Genomic DNA, 17381 nt, shown 5'->3' on the forward strand with positions numbered 1-17381 from the left:
TGCCCGTTCACCGCCATGCGCCGCGGGCACCCCATTCACAGCGGCCCGCCGGCCTTACGCCGGTGCCGCCCCAGCAGCGAGACCCGATCCGCATGCCTCCACTCCTCCTGAAATTCATGGCCGCCGCCACCCTCGGGGCCATGGCGGCAGGCTGCGCCACGGTGCCGGGCGATCCGTATTACGACTACGGCTCGGGCTACCCGTCGGGCCCGGTCTATTCCAGCCCGTCCTACCCCTCCGGGCCGGTGTATCCGAGCCCGGCGTATCCGTCGGGCGGCTCGGTCACCGTGTACGAACAGCCGACCTATGTCGTTCCGCGGCCCGCCTACCCGGTCGTCGTGCCCCCGCCGCCCGCCTACGGCTACCGGCCCGATCCTCGCGACGACTGGCGCCAGCGCCGCGAGCGCGAAGACCGCGACCGCGCCTGGCGCGAACGGCGCGACCGCGAAGCCTGGGAAGCGGGCCGCCGCCAGGAGCGGGAGCGTGAACGCGAAAGGGACCGCGACAGAGACCGCGATCGCGCGGTCCGGGAGCAGCAGGACCGCGACCGGGCCATCCGCGACCAGCGCGACCGCGCCAACCAGGACCGCATCCGCCGCGAGATCGAAGCGCAGAACCGGGATGCGCAGAACCGCAACCCGCGCCAGGAAGCGCCGAACCGCGGCTTCCCCAACCCGCTGTTCCAGAATCAGAATCCGAACCGCCAGTGACGGCGCGAAGGAGCCCCTTGATGCCCTCCCCCCTCTCCCCGGTATCCCACGGCCCGTCCCGGGCCGCCGCCGCGCTGTGCCGGGGCGGCCTGGCCGCGGCGCTGTGGCTTGGCTGCATGGCGGGCCATGCCCAGGTGCTGCGCTGCACCGACCCCGCCACCGGCAAGACCACCTACACCGACGGCAGTTGCGACCGGGGCACGGCGGCGCGCGAGGTCGAACCGCGCAAGACGGCCGATGAGATCGCGCAAGAACGCGAGCAGGCACGCGCCGCGCTCGAACTCAAGCAGCAGCGGCTGCGGGCCGAAGCGCTGTCGGAGGAGCAGCAGGCCCGGCGCGAGGCGCAGGAGTCGCGCGCCCGGGCGGGCCGCGAGGTGTCCACCGACCCGGCGCGCTCGGCCGAATGCGCACGCTCGCGCCGGCAACTCGACCGCGTGGCGGCCGAGCCCGGCCAGGGCAGCTACGAGGCGCAGGCCCGCCTCTCGGCCGCGCAGCAACAGGTGGAACTCGACTGCCTGGGCTCCGCGGGCTACGCACAGGCGCAGGGCGCGCGCGGCGGCAACGGCAGCACCTACGGCACGCAGGAGGTCTACACGCCGCCGCTGGTCGTGGTGCCGCAACGGCCCGTGGTCGTGCAGCCGGCCGTGCCGGTCGCCAAGCCGCCCGGCACGCAATGCAACGTCTTCCGCTGCTACGACCGCAACGGCAACGTCTATCCGAGGTGATGGCCCCCCTGAGTCGCCTTCGGCGCCTTCCCCCGGGGGGACGACGCCTGCGGCCCGGCGGAGCCGGTTCCTCGGCGTCTGCTGGCGTGGCCTGCTCCGCGGCCATCGGAAGGGTGAGGCACCGCTCCATCCGATGCAGGTCGATCGGATCGGGCATTTGGCCGGTCTCTCAAGCCTGCCGCCGGCTTTCATGCCCTGCCCGCTACACGCTGGCGCTTCGCAGTCCTTCGGCCACGGTGGGGTAGCGCAGCCGCACGCGCAACTCCTTCGCCAGGCGCGTGGCATCGAGCCGGCGGGATTCGCCCATGAAACTCAGCAGCATCGGCGACAGTTCTTCCCGCGCCTGCGCACGTGCGATGCGGCGCGGGCGCGGCAGGCCGTAGAGGTCGGCGGCCAGATCGAAGTAGTCGCCCATCTTCAGTTCGCTGGCATCGCTCACGTGGTAGATGCGCTGCGCCTGGCCGCGCCACAGCGCTGCGACGCACGCGCGGGCGAGGTCGTCGGCATGGATGTGGTTGGTGTAGACGTCGTCCTCGGCCACCAGCACGGGCGTGCCGCGGTGCAGGCGCGCCTCCGGGGTGCCGCCTTCGCGGTCCGGCGCGTAGATGCCCGGAATGCGCAGCACGCTGACGCGCACCCCTGTGCGGCCGAGGTGGCGCACGGCGCGCTCCGCATGCACGCGCCGCCGCGCGCGCGCCGTGGCGGGGGCCACGGGGCGGCTCTCGGCCACGCGCGCTCCGCCGCAGTCGCCGTAGACACCGCTGGTGGACCCGTACACCAGCGCGCCCGGCAGGCTGCGCCGGCGCAGCGCCCGCACCAGCGCGGCCGTGCGCGGATCGGTCGGGGCGCCCGCCGGTCCGCGCTCGCCCGGAGGGGGCGCCAGGTGCAGCACGCGCGTGGCCAGGCCTGAGAGGCGGCGCAGCGTGCGCTCGTCGTCCAGGTTGCCCACGAGCGGCGCGGCTCCCTGGGCCCGCAGCCCCGGCACGCGCTGCGGCGACGAGGTCAGCGCCAGCACGCGCGGACGCGGCGCGCCCTGCCCGGCGCCGAGGGCGCGCAGCGCGCGCTGCCCAACGTCGCCGCAGCCGACGATCAGCACACGTTCGCGGCGGAAACGCGCCGGCAGCGCGCCAAGGGGTGTGAGGTTTGAAGGCAAAATCCGGAGTCCGTCGACGATGAGACACACAAGGATAACGACCCCATGACCACCGCAGAGACGGCCCCATCCCTCCACCAGATCACCGTGCAGCCCAGCGGCCGCGCCTACGCCGCACAGGCCGGCGAAACCCTGCTGGCCGCCGCGATCCGCAGCGGCGTGGGCCTGCCCTACGGCTGCAAGGACGGCGCCTGCGGCTCGTGCAAATGCAGGAAGCTGAGCGGCTCCGTGGTGCACGGCGAGCACCAGGCCAAGGCCCTGAGCGCCGAGGAGGCCGACGCGGGCTTCGTGCTCACCTGCTGCGCGCAGCCGCTCACCGACGTGGTGCTGGAATCGCGCCAGGTCACCGACGAAAGCGCCTACCCCATCAAGAAAATGCCGGTGCGCGTCTCCACGCTCACGCGCGCATCGCACGACGTGATGGTGGTGCGGCTGCAGCTGCCGGCGGCCGACACCTTCCGCTACCACGCGGGCCAGTACATCGAATTCATCCTGAAGGACGGCGCGCGCCGCGCCTATTCGATGGCCAATGCGCCGCACACCCAGGAAGGCGCGCCGGGCATCGAGCTGCACATCCGCCACATGGCGGGCGGTCGCTTCACCGACCACGTCTTCGGGGCCATGAAGGAAAAGGAAATCCTGCGCGTGGAAGGCCCGTTCGGCAGCTTCTTCCTTCGCGAGGAGAGCCCCAAGCCCATCATCCTGCTGGCCTCGGGCACCGGCTTCGCGCCGGTGAAGGCGCTCATCGAGCACCTGCGGTTCAAGGGCATCGACCGGCCCGCCACGCTCTACTGGGGCGGCCGGCGGCCGGGCGACCTCTACATGGATGCGTGGGTGCGCGAACAACTGGCGGCCCTGCCCCGGCTGACCTATGTGCCCGTGGTATCGCATGCGCTGCCGGAAGACGGCTGGACCGGCCGCACCGGCTTCGTGCACCAGGCGGTCATGGACGACCATGCCGACCTGTCCGGCCACCAGGTCTATGCCTGCGGCGCGCCCATCGTGGTGGAATCGGCACGCACCGCCTACAGCGCCGAACGCGGCCTGCCGCCGGAAGAGTTCTACGCGGACGCGTTCACGTCCGAGGCCGACAAGCACGGAGCCACCGTGGGCTCCTGAAGGGCGGCCCCGAAGCGCTGCGCCGCAGGGCGTGCGCCAGGGTCAATGGGCCATCGCGCGGCAGAGTTCCGCACAGCGGCGGCACCGGGCCGCGCAGGCCTGGCAATGCGCCATGTCGTGGCGGCTGCACTCGTTCGCGCAGCTGTCGCAGAGCCGGGCGCACAGCGCGCAGATCTCGTAGGAATGCGCGCTTTCGCGGGCCATGGCGCCCGCGGCCATCCGGCAGATGGCGGCGCAGTCCATGTCGAGCGCAATGCACTGCACCATGTGGCGCGGCTCGGGCTCGCGCAGGCAAGAAGCCGCGCAGGTGTCGCACGCATCCGCGCAGTCGTTGCATGCGCGGATGCAATCCGCATAGCGTGACGAAACGGTCGCGTCGGGAAAATGCTGCATAAAAGAAATTCCTGGCAAGAAGCTGGCAGGCGGAACGCAGCGCTGCGCGGCCGGCAAAGCCTCCATTCGCACGCGCAACGGCCCCCTCGGCCACCACGGGTTTCTTTTATAGAAATCGCGGCAGAGTGACGCTGTAGGACATCGCAGCGACACACCCGCCATCGGTAGCGGCACATTTTTTTGCACAATGTCGCCATGACGCACCGCAGACACTTCCTACTCTCCGCCGCCGCTGGCGCAGCGGCCCTGGCCTCCCCCCTCGCGCAGGCGCAGGACACCCCCATCCGCCTCATCGTGCCGTATGCACCGGGCGGTCCGCTGGACGTGACCTCGCGGGCCCTGGCCGAACGGGTGCGCGACGCGCTCGGCACCGTGATCATCGACAACAAGGCCGGCGCGGGCGGCAACATCGGCGCGGATGCGATCGCCAAGTCCGCGCCCGACGGCCTCACCATCGGCCTGGCCGCCACGGCCACCCACGCGGTCAATCCGTGGCTCTACAGCCGCATGCCGTACGACGCGGCCAAGGATTTCGCGGGCATCACGCAGATGGTGCGCGTGCCCAACGTGCTGGTGATCAACGCCGCCAAGGCCGAACAGCTCAAGATCCACACGGTGGCCGACCTCATCGCCTACGCCAAGGCCAACCCGGCCAAGCTGAACTACGGCAGCGGCGGCAACGGCAGCGCGGGCCATCTGGCGGGCGAGATGTTCAAGCAGCGCGCGGGCATCTTCGCGCTGCACATTCCCTACCGCGGCGCGAGCCCCGCGCAACTGGCGCTGCTGGCCGGCGAGGTGGACTTCAACATCGACAACCTGGCGGCCGCCGCGCCGAACATCCGCGCGGGCAAGGTGAAGGCGCTGGCCGTCACCTCGCTGCAGGCCACGCCGATGCTGCCCGGCGTGCCTCCGCTGTCGGACACGTTCAAGGGCTTCTCGATCGATACGTGGTGGGGCCTGGTGGCGCCGGCCGGCACGCCCAAGCCGGTGATCGCCAAACTCAACAAGGCCTTCGTCGCCGCGTTGAACGCGCCGGAGACCAAGACCCGTTTCGCCACGCTGATGGCCGAGCCCGTGCCCACCACGCCCGAGCAGTTCGATGCCTTCATGGCCTCTGAACGCGCCAAGTACCAGCAACTGGTGAAGGCCTCCGGCGCCAAGGTGGACTGACGCCGCGCGGCGCGCCGCGGCAAGCGGCGCGCGCACGCCGGGCCCGGCCTGTGGCGCGCTGGCCGGTCAGCCCTCCGTGGACCAGCCCGGGCCTGCGACGGCCTGCACGCGCTGGTCGGCCACGCGCTGCAGATCGGCACCGTCCACGCGCCCCGGCGCCACTTCGGCCAGGGGATGCAGTACGAAGGCACGCACGCGCACGCGCGGATGCGGCACCTGCAGGCGGGGTGAATCGATCGTTCCGTCGCCGTAGAACAGCAGGTCCAGGTCCAGCGTGCGCGGCGCATTGCGATACGGGCGCTCGCGGCCTGCCGCCCGCTCCATGCCCTGCAGCGCATCCAGCAGGGCCGGGGCCGCCAGCCCCGTGCACAGCAGCGCCACGGCGTTCAGGAAATCCGGCCCCTGCGCATCCACCGGGGCGCTGGCATACAGCGAGGACACGGCCTCCACGCGCGTGTGCGGCAGCGCGCCCAGGGCCGCGATGGCGGCACGCAGGGTGCCGCGCGCATCGCCCAGGTTCGCGCCCAGCCCGATGCAGGCACGCACCGGCGCGCGGCCGGCCACCGCAGCGCTCACCTCAGGCGTCCGGCGCGGCGGACGACCCGCCTTCGCCACCGCCCGTGGGCTTGCGGCGGCGGCGGCGGCGCTTCTTGGGCGCAGCGGCGTCCGCCTCGGGGCCGTCGGACGCACCGTCGGGCGCGCCATCGCCAGCCGGGGCCTCGCCCTCGGCCGGCGCGGCCGGCTTGGGCACGCGGCGCACCACGGGCTGGTTCTTGCGCTGGCGCTGCTTCTGCTCTTCGCGCACCTGGTCGATCATGTCTTCGCGGCGCGCCTCGTCGGCGAGCTGGAACTCCTGCCACCAGTCGGCCAGGGCTTCGTCCACTTCGCCCACGTCGGCGCGCAGCCGCAGGAAGTCGAAGCCCGCGCGGAAGCGCAGGTGCGTGACCATGCTGAACGGCGTGGTGCCCACGCGCTTCTCGAAGCGCGGCTGCATGACCCAGATCTCGCGCATGTCGGCGGCCAGCTTGCCGCGGCCCGACACGTCGCCGATGCGCTGGTCGAACACATCGTCGATCGCGCCCTGCAGGGCGGGGAACGGGTGCTCGCGCTGCGCGAGGCGGCGGTCCCACTGGGTCTTCACGTCCTGCCAGAGCACGCAGGCGAGCAGGAAGCTGGGCGCCACGGGCTTGCCCTCGCCCACGCGGCGGTCGGTGTCGGCCAGCGACGCGCTCACGAACGAGGTGCCCGAGCGCTCCACCACCACGTCCAGCAGCGGGTAGATGCCCGAGGCCAGGCCGAGCTTCTTGAGCTGCTCGATGGTCGCGATCGCATGCCCGGTCTGCAGCAGCTTGAGCATCTCGTCGAACATGCGGCTCTGCGGCACGTCGGCCAGCAGTGTCTGCGACTGCACGAGCGGCGCGGCGGTCTTGGGCTCGATCGTGAAGCCGAGCCCCGCGAGCTTGGCCGCGAAGCGCACGGCGCGGATGATGCGCACCGGGTCCTCGCGGTAGCGCGTGGCCGGGTCGCCGATCATGCGGATCACCTTCTTGCGGGCGTCCTGGATGCCCTTGTGGTAGTCCACCACCACCTGCGTGCCGGGGTCGTAGTACATGGCATTGATGGTGAAGTCGCGGCGCGTGGCGTCCTCGTCCTGCGGGCCCCACACGTTGTCGCGCAGCACGCGGCCGCTCGCGTCCACGGCATGCTGCATGCCCGCCAGCGCGGCCTTGGAGGTCTTCTCGTTGCCGCTCACCTGCTCGGCGGCGGTGTTGTCGAGGTAGGCGCGGAAGGTGGAGACCTCGATCACTTCGTGCTCGCGGCCGCGGCCGTGCACCACGTGGACGATGCGGAAGCGCTTGCCGATGATGAAGGCGCGGCGGAACAGGCCCTTGACCTGCTCGGGCGTGGCGTTGGTGGCCACGTCGAAATCCTTGGGCTTCAGGCCCAGCAGCAGGTCGCGCACGGCGCCGCCGACGATGTAGGCCTCGTAGCCCGCCTGTTGCAGGGTGCGCACGACCTCGGCGGCGCGGCGGTCCACGAGTTCGGGGTCGATGCCGTGCACGGAGGCCGGCACATCCTCGCGCTTGCCGAAGCGGTGCTTTCCACGGCCCGTGCCCGGCGCGGTCTTGCCGAGCAGTTTGTCGATGAACTTCTTGATCATGGTGTTGGCGTAGGAAACAGGTCCAGGATGCGCCAGCCGCGCTGCTGCGCGAGCGCGCGCAGGCGGGTGTCTGGGTTGGTGGCGACAGGATGGTCGACCTTCTCGAGCAGGGGCACGTCGTTCATGGAATCGCTGTAGAAAGTGCTCTCCACATCGCTCCAGGTCCAGCCCCGCGCGGCCAGCCATTGTTCCATGCGCCGGACCTTGCCCTCGCGCATGGAGGGCACGCCCCGCACGCCGCCCGTGATCCAGCCCTGGTCGTCGCGCTCCAGTTCCACGGCCAGCAGCTGCTCCACGCCCAGCGCCTGCGCGATGGGGCGCGTGACGAATTCGTTGGTGGCCGTGACGATGACGACCTCATCGCCCGCATCGCGGTGGCCGCGCAGCAGCTCGACCGCCTCGGTGCGGATGGCCGGATGGATCACGTCGCGCATGAACTGCGCATGCGCGGCGGCGGAAGCCTCGGGGCCGGCGCGGCGCACCGCGTCCACGGCGAACCGCACGTAGTCGTGCACATCCAGGGTGCCGGCCACGTAGTGGTCGTAGAACTCCTGGTTGCGGCGCCCGAACTCGGCGCGGTCGGTCCAGCCGATGCGGATGGTGAACTCGCCCCATTCGAAATCGGAGTCGAGCGGAAGCAGCGTGTGGTCGAGGTCGAACAGCGCAAGCCGGGGACGGGAGGCCGGGGTATCGGAGGTCATGCAGGGGCGATCGGTGCAGTGCAGTGCGGTGTGGGAGGGGTGGCGGGGGCGGCGGCATCGTGCGGGCGCGCGCCGCTACTCGGACTCCAGCATGGTCTTGAGCAGGGGAATGGTGATGGCGCGCTGCGTCTGCAGCGCGAAGCTGTCGAGCTGGTCGAGCAGCTGCATGAGGCTGCCCAGGTCGCGCGAGAAGCGGCCGAGCATGTAGTTCATCACGTCGTCGCCGAGAGCGATGCCCCGCGCGCCGGCCTCCTGGCGCAGTACCGCGCGGCGTTCGGTCTCGTCCAGCAGGTGCAACTGGAAGATGTGGCCCCAGCCCAGGCGCGTGCGCAGGTCGTCGCGCAGCGGCAGGTCGGCGGGGGGCAGGTCTCCCGCGGCCAGCACCCAGCGCGGCGCGCCGACGGCCGGGCTGATGGCATTGACGAACCAGTTGAACGCCGCCGCCTGCTGCGCCGTGGAATAGAGATGCACTTCATCGAGCAGCACGGCCGTCCAGCGCTCGTCGAAGGCGGTGGGCAGCATCACCGAGGCATCGAGCCAGCCCACGGTGCAGCCCTGCTCGCGCAGCGCTTCGCGCACGGCTTCGAGCAGGTGCGTCTTGCCGCTGCCCGATTCGCCCCAGAGGTAGGTGGGCACCGGCGAGCGCGCGGCCGGCGCACCGGAGGCCGCATCGGCATCGCCCACGGCGATGCGCAGGTGCTGCAGCGCCTCGGTGTTGGGCCCGGGGAAGAAGCGCGCGAGCGTGGGCCCGGTGGCCAGGCCGATGTCGAGCGCCAGTTGCTTCACGCGCTGCCTCCCGGCGCGCCCGGACCGGCAGGCGCGGCGGGCTGCGGTTCGGCATGGCGGAGCGGTGGGGGAAGCGGCAGCATGGAAGCGGGCAAGGGAGACAAAGACAGCGGAGACGACAGCAGGAAACGGAAACGGAAAGGAAATGCGAACGGGAAGACGAGCCCACCGGAGGCGGCACGCCCGGCAGGGCATCCGGCCGGGCCCGGCACGGGAGCCGCGCCGCGCGGCACGTGCGGCCCCGGGGCAGCGCCAGGGTCCGCCGGAGGGCAGCCCCTGTGCAGCCGGCGATTTTAGTCTGCTGCGGCGGCCCGGCGGACGGCGGCCCCGGCGGGGCGGCTGCGGCCGCCGGAAGGGGGCATTGGCCAGCCGGCCGGGCGCGGCCTTTAGAATCCGCGCGTTCCGGCCCGCCACGCGGGTCCCGCACCACACCCATCCAGCCCATGAGTTCCTCCGCCTCCTCCACCCCCATTTCCTACAAAGACGCCGGTGTCGACATCGATGCGGGCGACGCGCTGGTCGAGCGCATCAAGCCGCTGGCCAAGAAGACCATGCGCGAAGGCGTGCTGGCCGGCATCGGCGGTTTCGGCGCGCTCTTCGAGGTGCCCAAGCGCTACAAGGAACCGGTGCTCGTGTCGGGCACGGACGGCGTGGGCACCAAGCTGAAGCTGGCCTTCGAGTGGAACATGCACGACACGGTCGGCATCGACCTCGTCGCGATGAGCGTGAACGACGTGCTCGTGCAGGGCGCCGAGCCCCTCTTCTTCCTGGATTACTTCGCGTGCGGCAAGCTCGACGTGGACACGGCCGCGGCCGTGGTGGGCGGCATCGCCCGGGGCTGCGAGCTGTCCGGCTGCGCGCTGATCGGCGGCGAGACCGCCGAGATGCCCGGCATGTACCCGGCCGGCGAATACGACCTGGCCGGCTTCGCCGTGGGCGCGGTCGAGAAGTCGAAGATCCTCACGGGCCGCGAAGTGGCCGTGGGCGACGTGGTGCTGGGCCTGGCCTCGGCCGGCGTGCATTCCAACGGCTTCAGCCTGGTGCGCAAGTGCATCGAGCGCGCCGGCGGCTCCGCGCCCGCCACGCTGGACGGCCAGCCGTTCCGCCAGGCCGTCATGGCCCCCACCCGCCTCTACGTGAAGAGCGTGCTGGCGGCGCTCGCGCAGCACCCGGCCGATGCTGGCGGCATCAAGGCGCTGGCCCACATCACCGGCGGCGGCCTGCTGGAGAACATCCCGCGCGTGCTGCCCGAGGGCCTGGCCGCCCACCTGAAGGCCGGCAGCTGGCCGCAGACCGAACTCTTCGCGTGGCTGCAGAAGACGGCCGGCATCGACGACATCGAGATGAACCGCACCTTCAACAACGGCATCGGCATGGTGGTGGTGGTCTCCGCCGCCCAGGCGGATGCCGTGGCCGCCACGCTGCGCGCCCAGGGCGAAACCGTGCACACCCTGGGGGCCATCGCCGAGCGCGGCCAGGGCGCCGCCGTCGTGGTGGCCTGACCCGCCCGCCGCAGGCCGCACCCGCCCATGCCGCCCCTGGAGCCCCCGCCGCCCGTGCAACCGCCGTCGGCTCCGGCCGCCGCCATCGCCCCACCCGGGCCGGCGCGCGGCGTGCGCACCGCCAGCTACCTGCTCATGGGCGGCGCGCTGCTGCTGGTGATGTGGCAGGGCCTGTTGCCCGGACTGATCTGCGCCTGCCTGGGCTTCCTGCTCACGCGCTGGGCCGCGCCCCGCCTGGCAGGCGCACTGCCGCGCGGCTGGCAGGCCACGGGCCGCGCCGCGCGCACCGGCCAGGCCGCGGCGGCCACGCTGGTGGGCATTGCGCCGCTCGTGCTACTGGCCATCGCGGCCACCCACTCGCGCACCTACATCGTGGAAGCACCGCAGCAGTACCGCGAACTGCTCGACTTCCTCGCGCGCACGGTGCTGGAGCTGCGCCTGAAGCTGCCGGCCGACATCGGCGCGCACCTGCCCGAGGGCGCCGCGGAGATCCAGCGCACCATCGCGGGCTACCTGGGCGCCAAGGCCGGCGCACTCGCGCTGGCCGGGCGCGTGTGGCTGGCGGGCCTGCTGCATGCCTACGTGGGCCTGCTGATCGGCGCGCTGGCCGCCGTGCGGCCGCTGGACGGGCCCCGCGGGCCGCTGGCCGTGGCGCTGGCCGACCGCATCACCTACCTGGGCGAAGCCTTCCGGCAGATCGTGGCGGCGCAGTTCTGGATCGCCACGTTCAACACCATGCTCACGGCCCTCTTCCTGCTGGCGATCCTGCCGCTGTGGGACCTGCGCCTGCCCTACACGCCCGCGCTCATCACGCTCACCTTCCTGGCGGGGCTCGTGCCCATCGTGGGCAACCTGCTGTGCAACGCGGTCATCACCATCGTGGGGCTGTCGGTCTCGCCCACGGCAGCCATCGCCTGCCTGGCGTTCCTGGTGCTGATCCACAAGGCCGAATACGTGATCAACGCGAAGGTGGTGGGCCAGCGCACGCACATGGGCGTGTGGGAACTGCTGTCGGTGATGTTCGTGGCCGAAGCCGTGTTCGGCCCCGCCGGGCTCGTGGCCGCACCGCTCTTCTACGCCTACCTGAAGAAAGAACTGGAAGCGGTCCGCCTGGTATGACGACCGCCGCGCAGCAGATGTCCTAAACCGATCGGTTCAGGTCTGCCGCGGAGCGGACGGCGCCGCGCAGCCCAGGCAATATCACGGCATCCACCACTGCCCTTTCCGGGAGATTGCCATGAAAACCTGTCTGTTAGTGATCGATGTGCAGGAGTCCTTCCGCCACCGCCCGTACTTCGCGCCCCAGGACCTGCCCGCCTACCTCGCTGCGCAGAATGCGCTCATCGAAGGCTGCGCGGCACGCGGCATCCCCGTGGTGCGGGTGCTGCACAGCGACGGACCCGCCGAGGCATCCAACCCCTTCGCGGTCGAATCCGGCCACGTGCGGCCGCTGGCCGGGCTGGCGCCCTTCGCCCCGGCCGCGGAATTCACCAAGCACCGCCACAGCGCGCTGGTGGGCACGGGCCTCGATGTGTGGCTCACGCGGCACGGCATCGGCCGGCTGATCGTGAGCGGCATCCGCACCGAGCAGTGCTGCGAAACCACCACCCGCCATGCGAGCGACCTGGGCTGGGAGGTGGACTACGCGACCGAGGCCACGCTGACCTGGGACATGCAGCAGCCCGACGGGCGCTGGCTCTCGGCCGCCGATCTCAAGGCACGCACGGAGACGGTGCTGGCCGGCCGCTTCGCGACACCCTGCACGGTGGACCGCGCGCTGGAGCGGGCCGAAGAAGCCGCCCGCACCCGCGAAGGCACCGGGGTGGCCGCATGACGGGCCGCGCCGCCGGCCCGGCGAGGCACGCGCCCCCAGCCACCTGGCGGGTGGCCATCCTCGCGTTCGACGACGTGGAGGCGCTCGACCTGGCCGGCCCCTACGAGGTCTTCACCACCGCGGCGCGCATGCACGCGCGGCAGGCGCTCACATCGGCTCCGCCGCTCTTCGACGTGCGTTGCGTGGCGCGCGACGCGGGCCCCGCGGCGGTGGTGCGGGCCCGCGCCGGGCTGCGCATCGTGCCCGATGCCGCGTTCGCCGATGCCGACCCGCCCGATGTGCTGGTCGTGCCCGGCGGCGTGGTCGACGGCGCCCTGGCCTGCCCCGCCACGCTCGCCTGGATCGCGCGCGCCGCGTCGGACGCCTGGGTCACGGCCTCGGTCTGCACCGGCGCCTTCCTGCTCGCGGCGGCCGGCGTGGTGCAGGACGGGCCCGTCACCACCCATTGGGAGGACGTGGACGACCTGCGCCGCAGCTTCCCGCGGCTGGACGTGCGCACCGGCGTGCGCTGGGTGGACCACGGCGGCGACGGCACGCTGTTCACCTCGGCCGGCATCAGCGCGGGGATCGACCTGTCGCTGCATCTGGTAGAACGCCTCGCCGGCCGCGCGCTCGCCGAACGCACGGCCCGGCAGATGGACACGCCATGGAATCCCGATCCCCGAACCGTTCCGCAGCCCTGAACGACGAGGCCACCGCCACCACGGCAGCGGCATCCCCGCCGCCGCCGATCCACGTCGTCTTCGCGCTGCTGCCGCACAGCCTCGTGCTCGACTGGGCCGGGCCGGCGGAGGCGCTGCGCATCGCCAACCAGTGCCTGCGCGCGCAGGGGCGGCCGGAGCGCTTCGTGCTGCGCTTCGCCAGCCCCACGCCGCAATCGGTCACCTCGGTGGGCGCGCTGCTGAGCGGCCTGGAGCCATTGCCCACGGCATGGCCCGACGCCGCATGGGTGGTGCTGATCGGCCTGCCCGGCGCGGCCATCGACGTGGCGGGCGACGAGGCGCGCGCCCTGCTGCACTGGCTGCGCGGCCTGCGGCCCGAGCGCGGCCGGCTGGAACTGCTCACCGTCTGCGCGGGCTCGGTGCTGGCCGCGCATGCGGGGCTGCTGGCGGGCCGGCGCGCCACCACGCACCACCAGCACCTCGCGGAGCTGCAGCAGGTCGAGCCGCGCTGCGACGTGGTGGCCAACCGCGTCTTCGTGCCCGACGCGCCGCTCTACAGCAGCGCGGGCGTCACCACCGGCATCGACCTCGTGCTCCACCGCATCGCGGACGAATGCGGCCCGGCCGTCGCCGCCCAGGTCGCGCAGACCATGGTGCTGGCCCTGCGGCGCGGGCCGCACGACCCGGAGTTCTCGCCCTTCCTCGCGCACCGCGACCATCTGCACCCCGCGCTGCACCGCGTGCAGGACGCCGTCGCGCAGGACCCCGCCAGCGCCTGGACCGTGCCGGCCATGGCCGAAGTGGCGCACGCCTCGCCGCGCCACCTCACGCGGCTCTTTCTCGACCACGCGGGCATCGCCCCGCTCGCCTGGCTGCGCACCATCCGCCTCTCCACGGCCGAGGCCGCGCTGAACGCGGGCCACAGCGTGACCCAGGCGGCCGCGCTGGCGGGCTTCAGCTCCGACACGCAACTGCGCCGCGCATGGCACCGGTTCGGGCGCGGCGGCACGCCGTCGGAGCCCGGGCACGCCTGAGCGCCGGCGGGCGGGCGTGCGGAGGCCGCCCCGGCCCATCGCGGAAACGTCGGGGCCAGCACGGCAGGACGCCGCAGGTCTCTGCTCTGCACTGAACTGCACTACCGGATCGCACGCGCAGCCCGCCGGCCGTGCGCGGCTCGGCATTACCACAGCGCCTGACCAGCTCCAAGCGCTTTGAGCATTGCTTCCGCAGAACGGTACGCAAGGCATATACAGCCCCTTTCCTGTGCATACCCGCCCATAGAATGCCCCCGGTCCAAATTCAGGTAAATGCCTTATTCGATCCCACTCGAATGAGGCAACCATCCATTCAAATCATTCGGGGGAAATAAAAATAATGAAAACTTTATTCAAATATAAATTTCTTTTAACAGCGCTTGTGGCGGGATCGTCTGCGTATGCGGGGGCGGACAGTGGCAAACCCTTGGGATACCACATAGACACGATTCCTGCGGTGGATCTATTCACCATCCACTCGACAACGCCGCAAGGGGTATGTGGTGCGATGCCCGCTCGCAGTAACAAATACTGCGGGCCCTCTGGTGACGACAGATTCCCCATGACCTGCATCAGTTCAGACTCTGTCTGTGAAGGCAGCAATGGGTCCCCCATCTGGCCAACCTGCAACCAGCGCACAAACAGCCATCCCCTGTACGCATCCAACCCTACATGGTGGAAGATGAGCATTAGTCGCTTTGACTATGGAGTGGGAGATTACGTCTGCTACTGCGAACCGGACGAATTCGGCAACCCCTACATCCGCGACCCTGAAAGCGGCTGGTGCGCCCTCAAGGACCTGATCGATCCCCCACCGCCTCCGCCCCCTCCTCCACCCCCGCCGCCCCCGCCGCCGCCACCACCCCCTCCTCCGCCCGCACCGCCGCCGCCTCCCCCGCCGCCCCCACCCACGGACCGGATCGTTCCGCTCTCGGTGTTCCCGGGTGGGCAGGACGGCATGTGCATGGGCGATCCGGTCATTCCCGCCACCGGGGAGAACTTCCAGGAGCAGGCCGACTACACGGACCCGCAGGGGGCGGGCCTGGACTTCATCCGCATCTACCGCAGCCACTGGGCGCTGGGCTCCGTGCGGCCCAACCACGGCCTGGGCGACCAGTGGAGCCACAACCACGCGATCGAACTGAAGGTGACGGGCGGCGCCGCCACGCTGGTCTTCGGCGATGGGCAGGAGCGGTCTTTCAGCCAGGGCGCCTCCGGCACCTGGGCGCCCCGCGAGCCGGGGGATTCGATGGTGCAAGCCAACGGCGGCTGGACCGTCCAGTATGCGAACGACGACTCGCAACTGAGCTTCGACAGCGCCGGCAAGCTCCTCACGCGCCGCTTCCGCAACGGCTGGCTGCTCTCCTACGGCTACCAGTACGGGCGCCTGGTCACCATCAAGAACCACTTCGGCAACACCCTCACACTCGAGCGCAACAGCTTCGGCTTCATCAAGAGCCTGACCAACCCGGCGGGGTCCCGCACCTACTACACCTACACCGGCGGGCTGGAGAGCGAAGGCAGCCTGGCATCGGCCAGCCTGGAGAACACCTACACGAAGCGCTTCACCTATGGCGATGCGCGGTATCCGTTGCTGCTCACGGCCATCGCCGACGAGAACGGCCGCACCTTCGCCACCTTCAGCTACGACGCCCTGGGCCGCACCCTCAAGGCAGCCCATGCGGGCGATGCGCTTGCGCATGAGTTCGACTATGCGTCGCTCGCGTCCGGCACGGTCCGCGTCAGGGACGCGCAGGGCCTGCTGCGCGAATACGGCTTCAACCACCAGAACGGCGCCCTGGCCATCACCGGGGCGTCGGCCGTGCCCGCGCTGGCCTACCGCCCGGTGGTGCGGCGCACGCAAGGCGCCAGCGGCCTCGTCACCGCCGAGCAGGATTTCGCGGGACGCACCAGCCGCTACACCTGGGACGAGGCCCGCCGGCTGCCCACCCTGGCCGTCCATGCGGCGGGCACGGCCGACGAGCGCTCCGTGCAGACCGAATGGCATCCCTCGCTGCGCCTGCCGGTCCGCACGCGCCAGGGCAGCCGCGTCACCGAATACGCCTACGACACCCTGGGCAACCTCGTGAGCGAACGCGTCTCCGACACCCAGTCGGGCACCCCGCCCACCACCCGCACCTGGGAGTACGGCGCCTGGACGATGCTCTCCTCCACCGACGCGAACGGCTTCAAGACCACCTACAGCTATGCCTACCCGCCCCAACCGTGGCCCATGGAGGTGCGCAACCCGCTGGGCCACACCACCATGACGATGCGGCAGACGGACGGCTACCCCCACTACCTGGGCCTGCCCAACGGCGTCGGCTACGACATCGACAACGTGAGCGACCCGCGGCGCTTCGTCACCCAGGTCTCCACCAACGGCCTGGCCTGGACCTACCAGTACGACGCCACCGGCCAGCTCGCCCGCCAGGGCGAGCCCTCCGGCTACGCCGTGGAATACACCTACGACGACGCCCACCGCATGACCGGCTGGAAGGACAACCGCGGCGCCACGGCCCGCCTGGCCTACGACGGCTTCGGCAACACCACCCTCACGGAGATCGCCGACGCCGGCGGCGCCGTGGTCTGGCGCCAGCAGCGGCAGTACAACGCGCTCAACCAGCTCCAGTCGGTGCAGACCGGGGAGCTGAAGGACACCTTCACCTACGGCCCCAACGGCGAGCTGACCGCGCAGACCAACGCCGCCCGCCAGACCACCACCTACGAGCGCAACGCCTTCGGCCAGCCCACGCGCATCACCAACCCCGCCGGCCAATCCGCCTCCCTGGCCTACGACGGCCTGGGCGCCTTGCGCTCGGCCACCGACTTCGCCGGTGTCTCCACCACCTACGCCAACGACGTGCGCGGCAACCCCACCCGCGAGACCACGCCGGACGCCGGCGCCACCGACACCCGCTACGACGCCATGGGCCGCCCCGTCCAGTGGACCGACGCCCTGGGCCGCACCACCAAGGCCACGCGCGACGCCCTGGGGCGGCCGACGCTCCTACTCCTGGCGGACGGCAGGCAGAGCGTGCTGCGCTACGACCTCACCGGCACCGCCTACAACGCCGACAACGCCCCGCGCGCCAGCACGGGCGCCTTGAGCGAGTTGCAGGACCCCGGCGTCACCACACGCTGGCGCTACGACCGGCTGGGCCGCGTCATGACCAAAACACAGGTTCTGCAAATCCCGGCCACCGGCACCGCCACGCGCGCCGTCGGCATCGACTACGTGCCCGGCGGCAACCCCGGCGCTGGCGAGGTGGCCGCCATCGCCTACCCCAGCGGCCGGCGCCTGCAGATGCAGTACGACGCCACGGGCCGCCTGACCGCCCTGCTCTGGAACGGCCAGCCCCTGCTCACCGGCATCGCCTGGAACCCGCTGGGCCAGCCCACCGGCTGGACCTGGGCCGCCCACGGCCAGA

The 17381-nt window shown here is 71.5% G+C and carries 17 protein-coding genes; 10 read left to right on the top strand and 7 right to left on the bottom strand.

Annotation, left to right across the window (positions count from 1 at the left end; translation table 11 throughout):
• Nucleotides 1-92 precede the first annotated feature (92 nt).
• Complete coding sequence (locus BM144_RS20195; protein WP_245783753.1) at nt 93-710, top strand: hypothetical protein; 618 nt, start codon at nt 93-95, stop codon at nt 708-710.
• A 20-nt stretch (nt 711-730) separates the two neighbouring features.
• Nucleotides 731-1435: a DUF4124 domain-containing protein gene (locus BM144_RS20200; protein WP_092956736.1), complete on the top strand. Its 705-nt coding sequence runs from the start codon at nt 731-733 to the stop codon at nt 1433-1435.
• 202 nt (nt 1436-1637) lie between these two features.
• On the opposite strand, the gene BM144_RS20205 is transcribed toward BM144_RS20200, so the two are convergent.
• On the bottom strand, nt 1638-2588 hold the full coding sequence (locus BM144_RS20205; protein WP_092956739.1) for an NAD-dependent epimerase/dehydratase family protein: 951 nt from the start codon (nt 2586-2588) through the stop codon (nt 1638-1640).
• A gap of 45 nt (nt 2589-2633) precedes the next feature.
• Between BM144_RS20205 and BM144_RS20210 the strand changes: the two genes are divergently transcribed.
• Nucleotides 2634-3707: a CDP-6-deoxy-delta-3,4-glucoseen reductase gene (locus BM144_RS20210; RefSeq protein WP_092956742.1), complete on the top strand. Its 1074-nt coding sequence runs from the start codon at nt 2634-2636 to the stop codon at nt 3705-3707.
• A 42-nt stretch (nt 3708-3749) separates the two neighbouring features.
• Here BM144_RS20210 and BM144_RS20215 read toward each other — a convergent pair whose 3' ends face one another.
• Nucleotides 3750-4100 carry a four-helix bundle copper-binding protein gene (locus BM144_RS20215; RefSeq protein WP_092956745.1) on the bottom strand — a complete coding sequence of 117 codons (351 nt, stop codon included), beginning with the start codon at nt 4098-4100 and terminating at the stop codon, nt 3750-3752.
• A 195-nt stretch (nt 4101-4295) separates the two neighbouring features.
• Here BM144_RS20215 and BM144_RS20220 point away from each other — a divergent pair, with 195 nt between their 5' ends.
• Nucleotides 4296-5270, top strand: coding sequence for a Bug family tripartite tricarboxylate transporter substrate binding protein (locus tag BM144_RS20220; RefSeq protein ID WP_092956748.1), 975 nt, complete (start codon nt 4296-4298; stop codon nt 5268-5270).
• Between the two features lie 66 nt (nt 5271-5336).
• Here the strand turns inward: BM144_RS20220 and folK are convergent, their stop codons facing one another.
• The 4 genes from folK to hda form a co-directional block, all read right to left on the bottom strand.
• Complete coding sequence (folK, locus tag BM144_RS20225; RefSeq protein WP_092956751.1) at nt 5337-5846, bottom strand: 2-amino-4-hydroxy-6-hydroxymethyldihydropteridine diphosphokinase; 510 nt, start codon at nt 5844-5846, stop codon at nt 5337-5339.
• Between the two features lies 1 nt (nt 5847).
• Nucleotides 5848-7431, bottom strand: a complete 1584-nt coding sequence (gene pcnB / locus BM144_RS20230; RefSeq protein ID WP_092956754.1) for a polynucleotide adenylyltransferase PcnB — start codon at nt 7429-7431, stop codon at nt 5848-5850.
• Nucleotides 7428-8132: a histidinol-phosphatase gene (locus BM144_RS20235; RefSeq protein WP_092956757.1), complete on the bottom strand. Its 705-nt coding sequence runs from the start codon at nt 8130-8132 to the stop codon at nt 7428-7430. Before BM144_RS20235 ends, pcnB begins: the two co-directional genes overlap by 4 nt.
• Before the next feature lie 75 nt (nt 8133-8207).
• On the bottom strand, nt 8208-8918 hold the full coding sequence (hda, locus tag BM144_RS20240; protein ID WP_092956760.1) for a DnaA regulatory inactivator Hda: 711 nt from the start codon (nt 8916-8918) through the stop codon (nt 8208-8210).
• A gap of 443 nt (nt 8919-9361) precedes the next feature.
• Between hda and purM the strand changes: the two genes are divergently transcribed.
• The 5 genes from purM to BM144_RS20265 all read left to right on the top strand — a co-directional run bounded on the left by purM (nt 9362) and on the right by BM144_RS20265 (nt 13950).
• Nucleotides 9362-10420, top strand: a complete 1059-nt coding sequence (gene purM / locus BM144_RS20245) for a phosphoribosylformylglycinamidine cyclo-ligase (protein ID WP_092956763.1) — start codon at nt 9362-9364, stop codon at nt 10418-10420.
• A 27-nt stretch (nt 10421-10447) separates the two neighbouring features.
• Nucleotides 10448-11539, top strand: a complete 1092-nt coding sequence (locus BM144_RS20250) for an AI-2E family transporter (RefSeq protein WP_092956766.1) — start codon at nt 10448-10450, stop codon at nt 11537-11539.
• Between the two features lie 118 nt (nt 11540-11657).
• Nucleotides 11658-12254, top strand: a complete 597-nt coding sequence (locus BM144_RS20255) for a cysteine hydrolase family protein (RefSeq protein WP_092956769.1) — start codon at nt 11658-11660, stop codon at nt 12252-12254.
• On the top strand, nt 12251-12937 hold the full coding sequence (locus tag BM144_RS20260) for a DJ-1/PfpI family protein (protein WP_092956772.1): 687 nt from the start codon (nt 12251-12253) through the stop codon (nt 12935-12937). The genes BM144_RS20255 and BM144_RS20260 overlap by 4 nt, the downstream gene beginning before the upstream one ends.
• A complete protein-coding gene (locus tag BM144_RS20265) occupies nt 12901-13950 on the top strand; it encodes a GlxA family transcriptional regulator (protein ID WP_245783754.1) in 1050 nt (349 codons plus the stop codon). Before BM144_RS20260 ends, BM144_RS20265 begins: the two co-directional genes overlap by 37 nt.
• Nucleotides 13951-14268: 318 nt before the next feature.
• Here the strand turns inward: BM144_RS20265 and BM144_RS22980 are convergent, their stop codons facing one another.
• Complete coding sequence (locus BM144_RS22980; RefSeq protein ID WP_139225796.1) at nt 14269-14640, bottom strand: hypothetical protein; 372 nt, start codon at nt 14638-14640, stop codon at nt 14269-14271.
• A 19-nt stretch (nt 14641-14659) separates the two neighbouring features.
• Here BM144_RS22980 and BM144_RS23660 point away from each other — a divergent pair.
• A partial coding sequence (locus tag BM144_RS23660; protein WP_139225797.1) for a DUF6531 domain-containing protein occupies nt 14660-17381 on the top strand: 2722 nt, incomplete at its 3' end.

This window comes from Paracidovorax konjaci, from assembly GCF_900112675.1.
Taxonomy (GTDB): domain Bacteria; phylum Pseudomonadota; class Gammaproteobacteria; order Burkholderiales; family Burkholderiaceae_C; genus Paracidovorax; species Paracidovorax konjaci.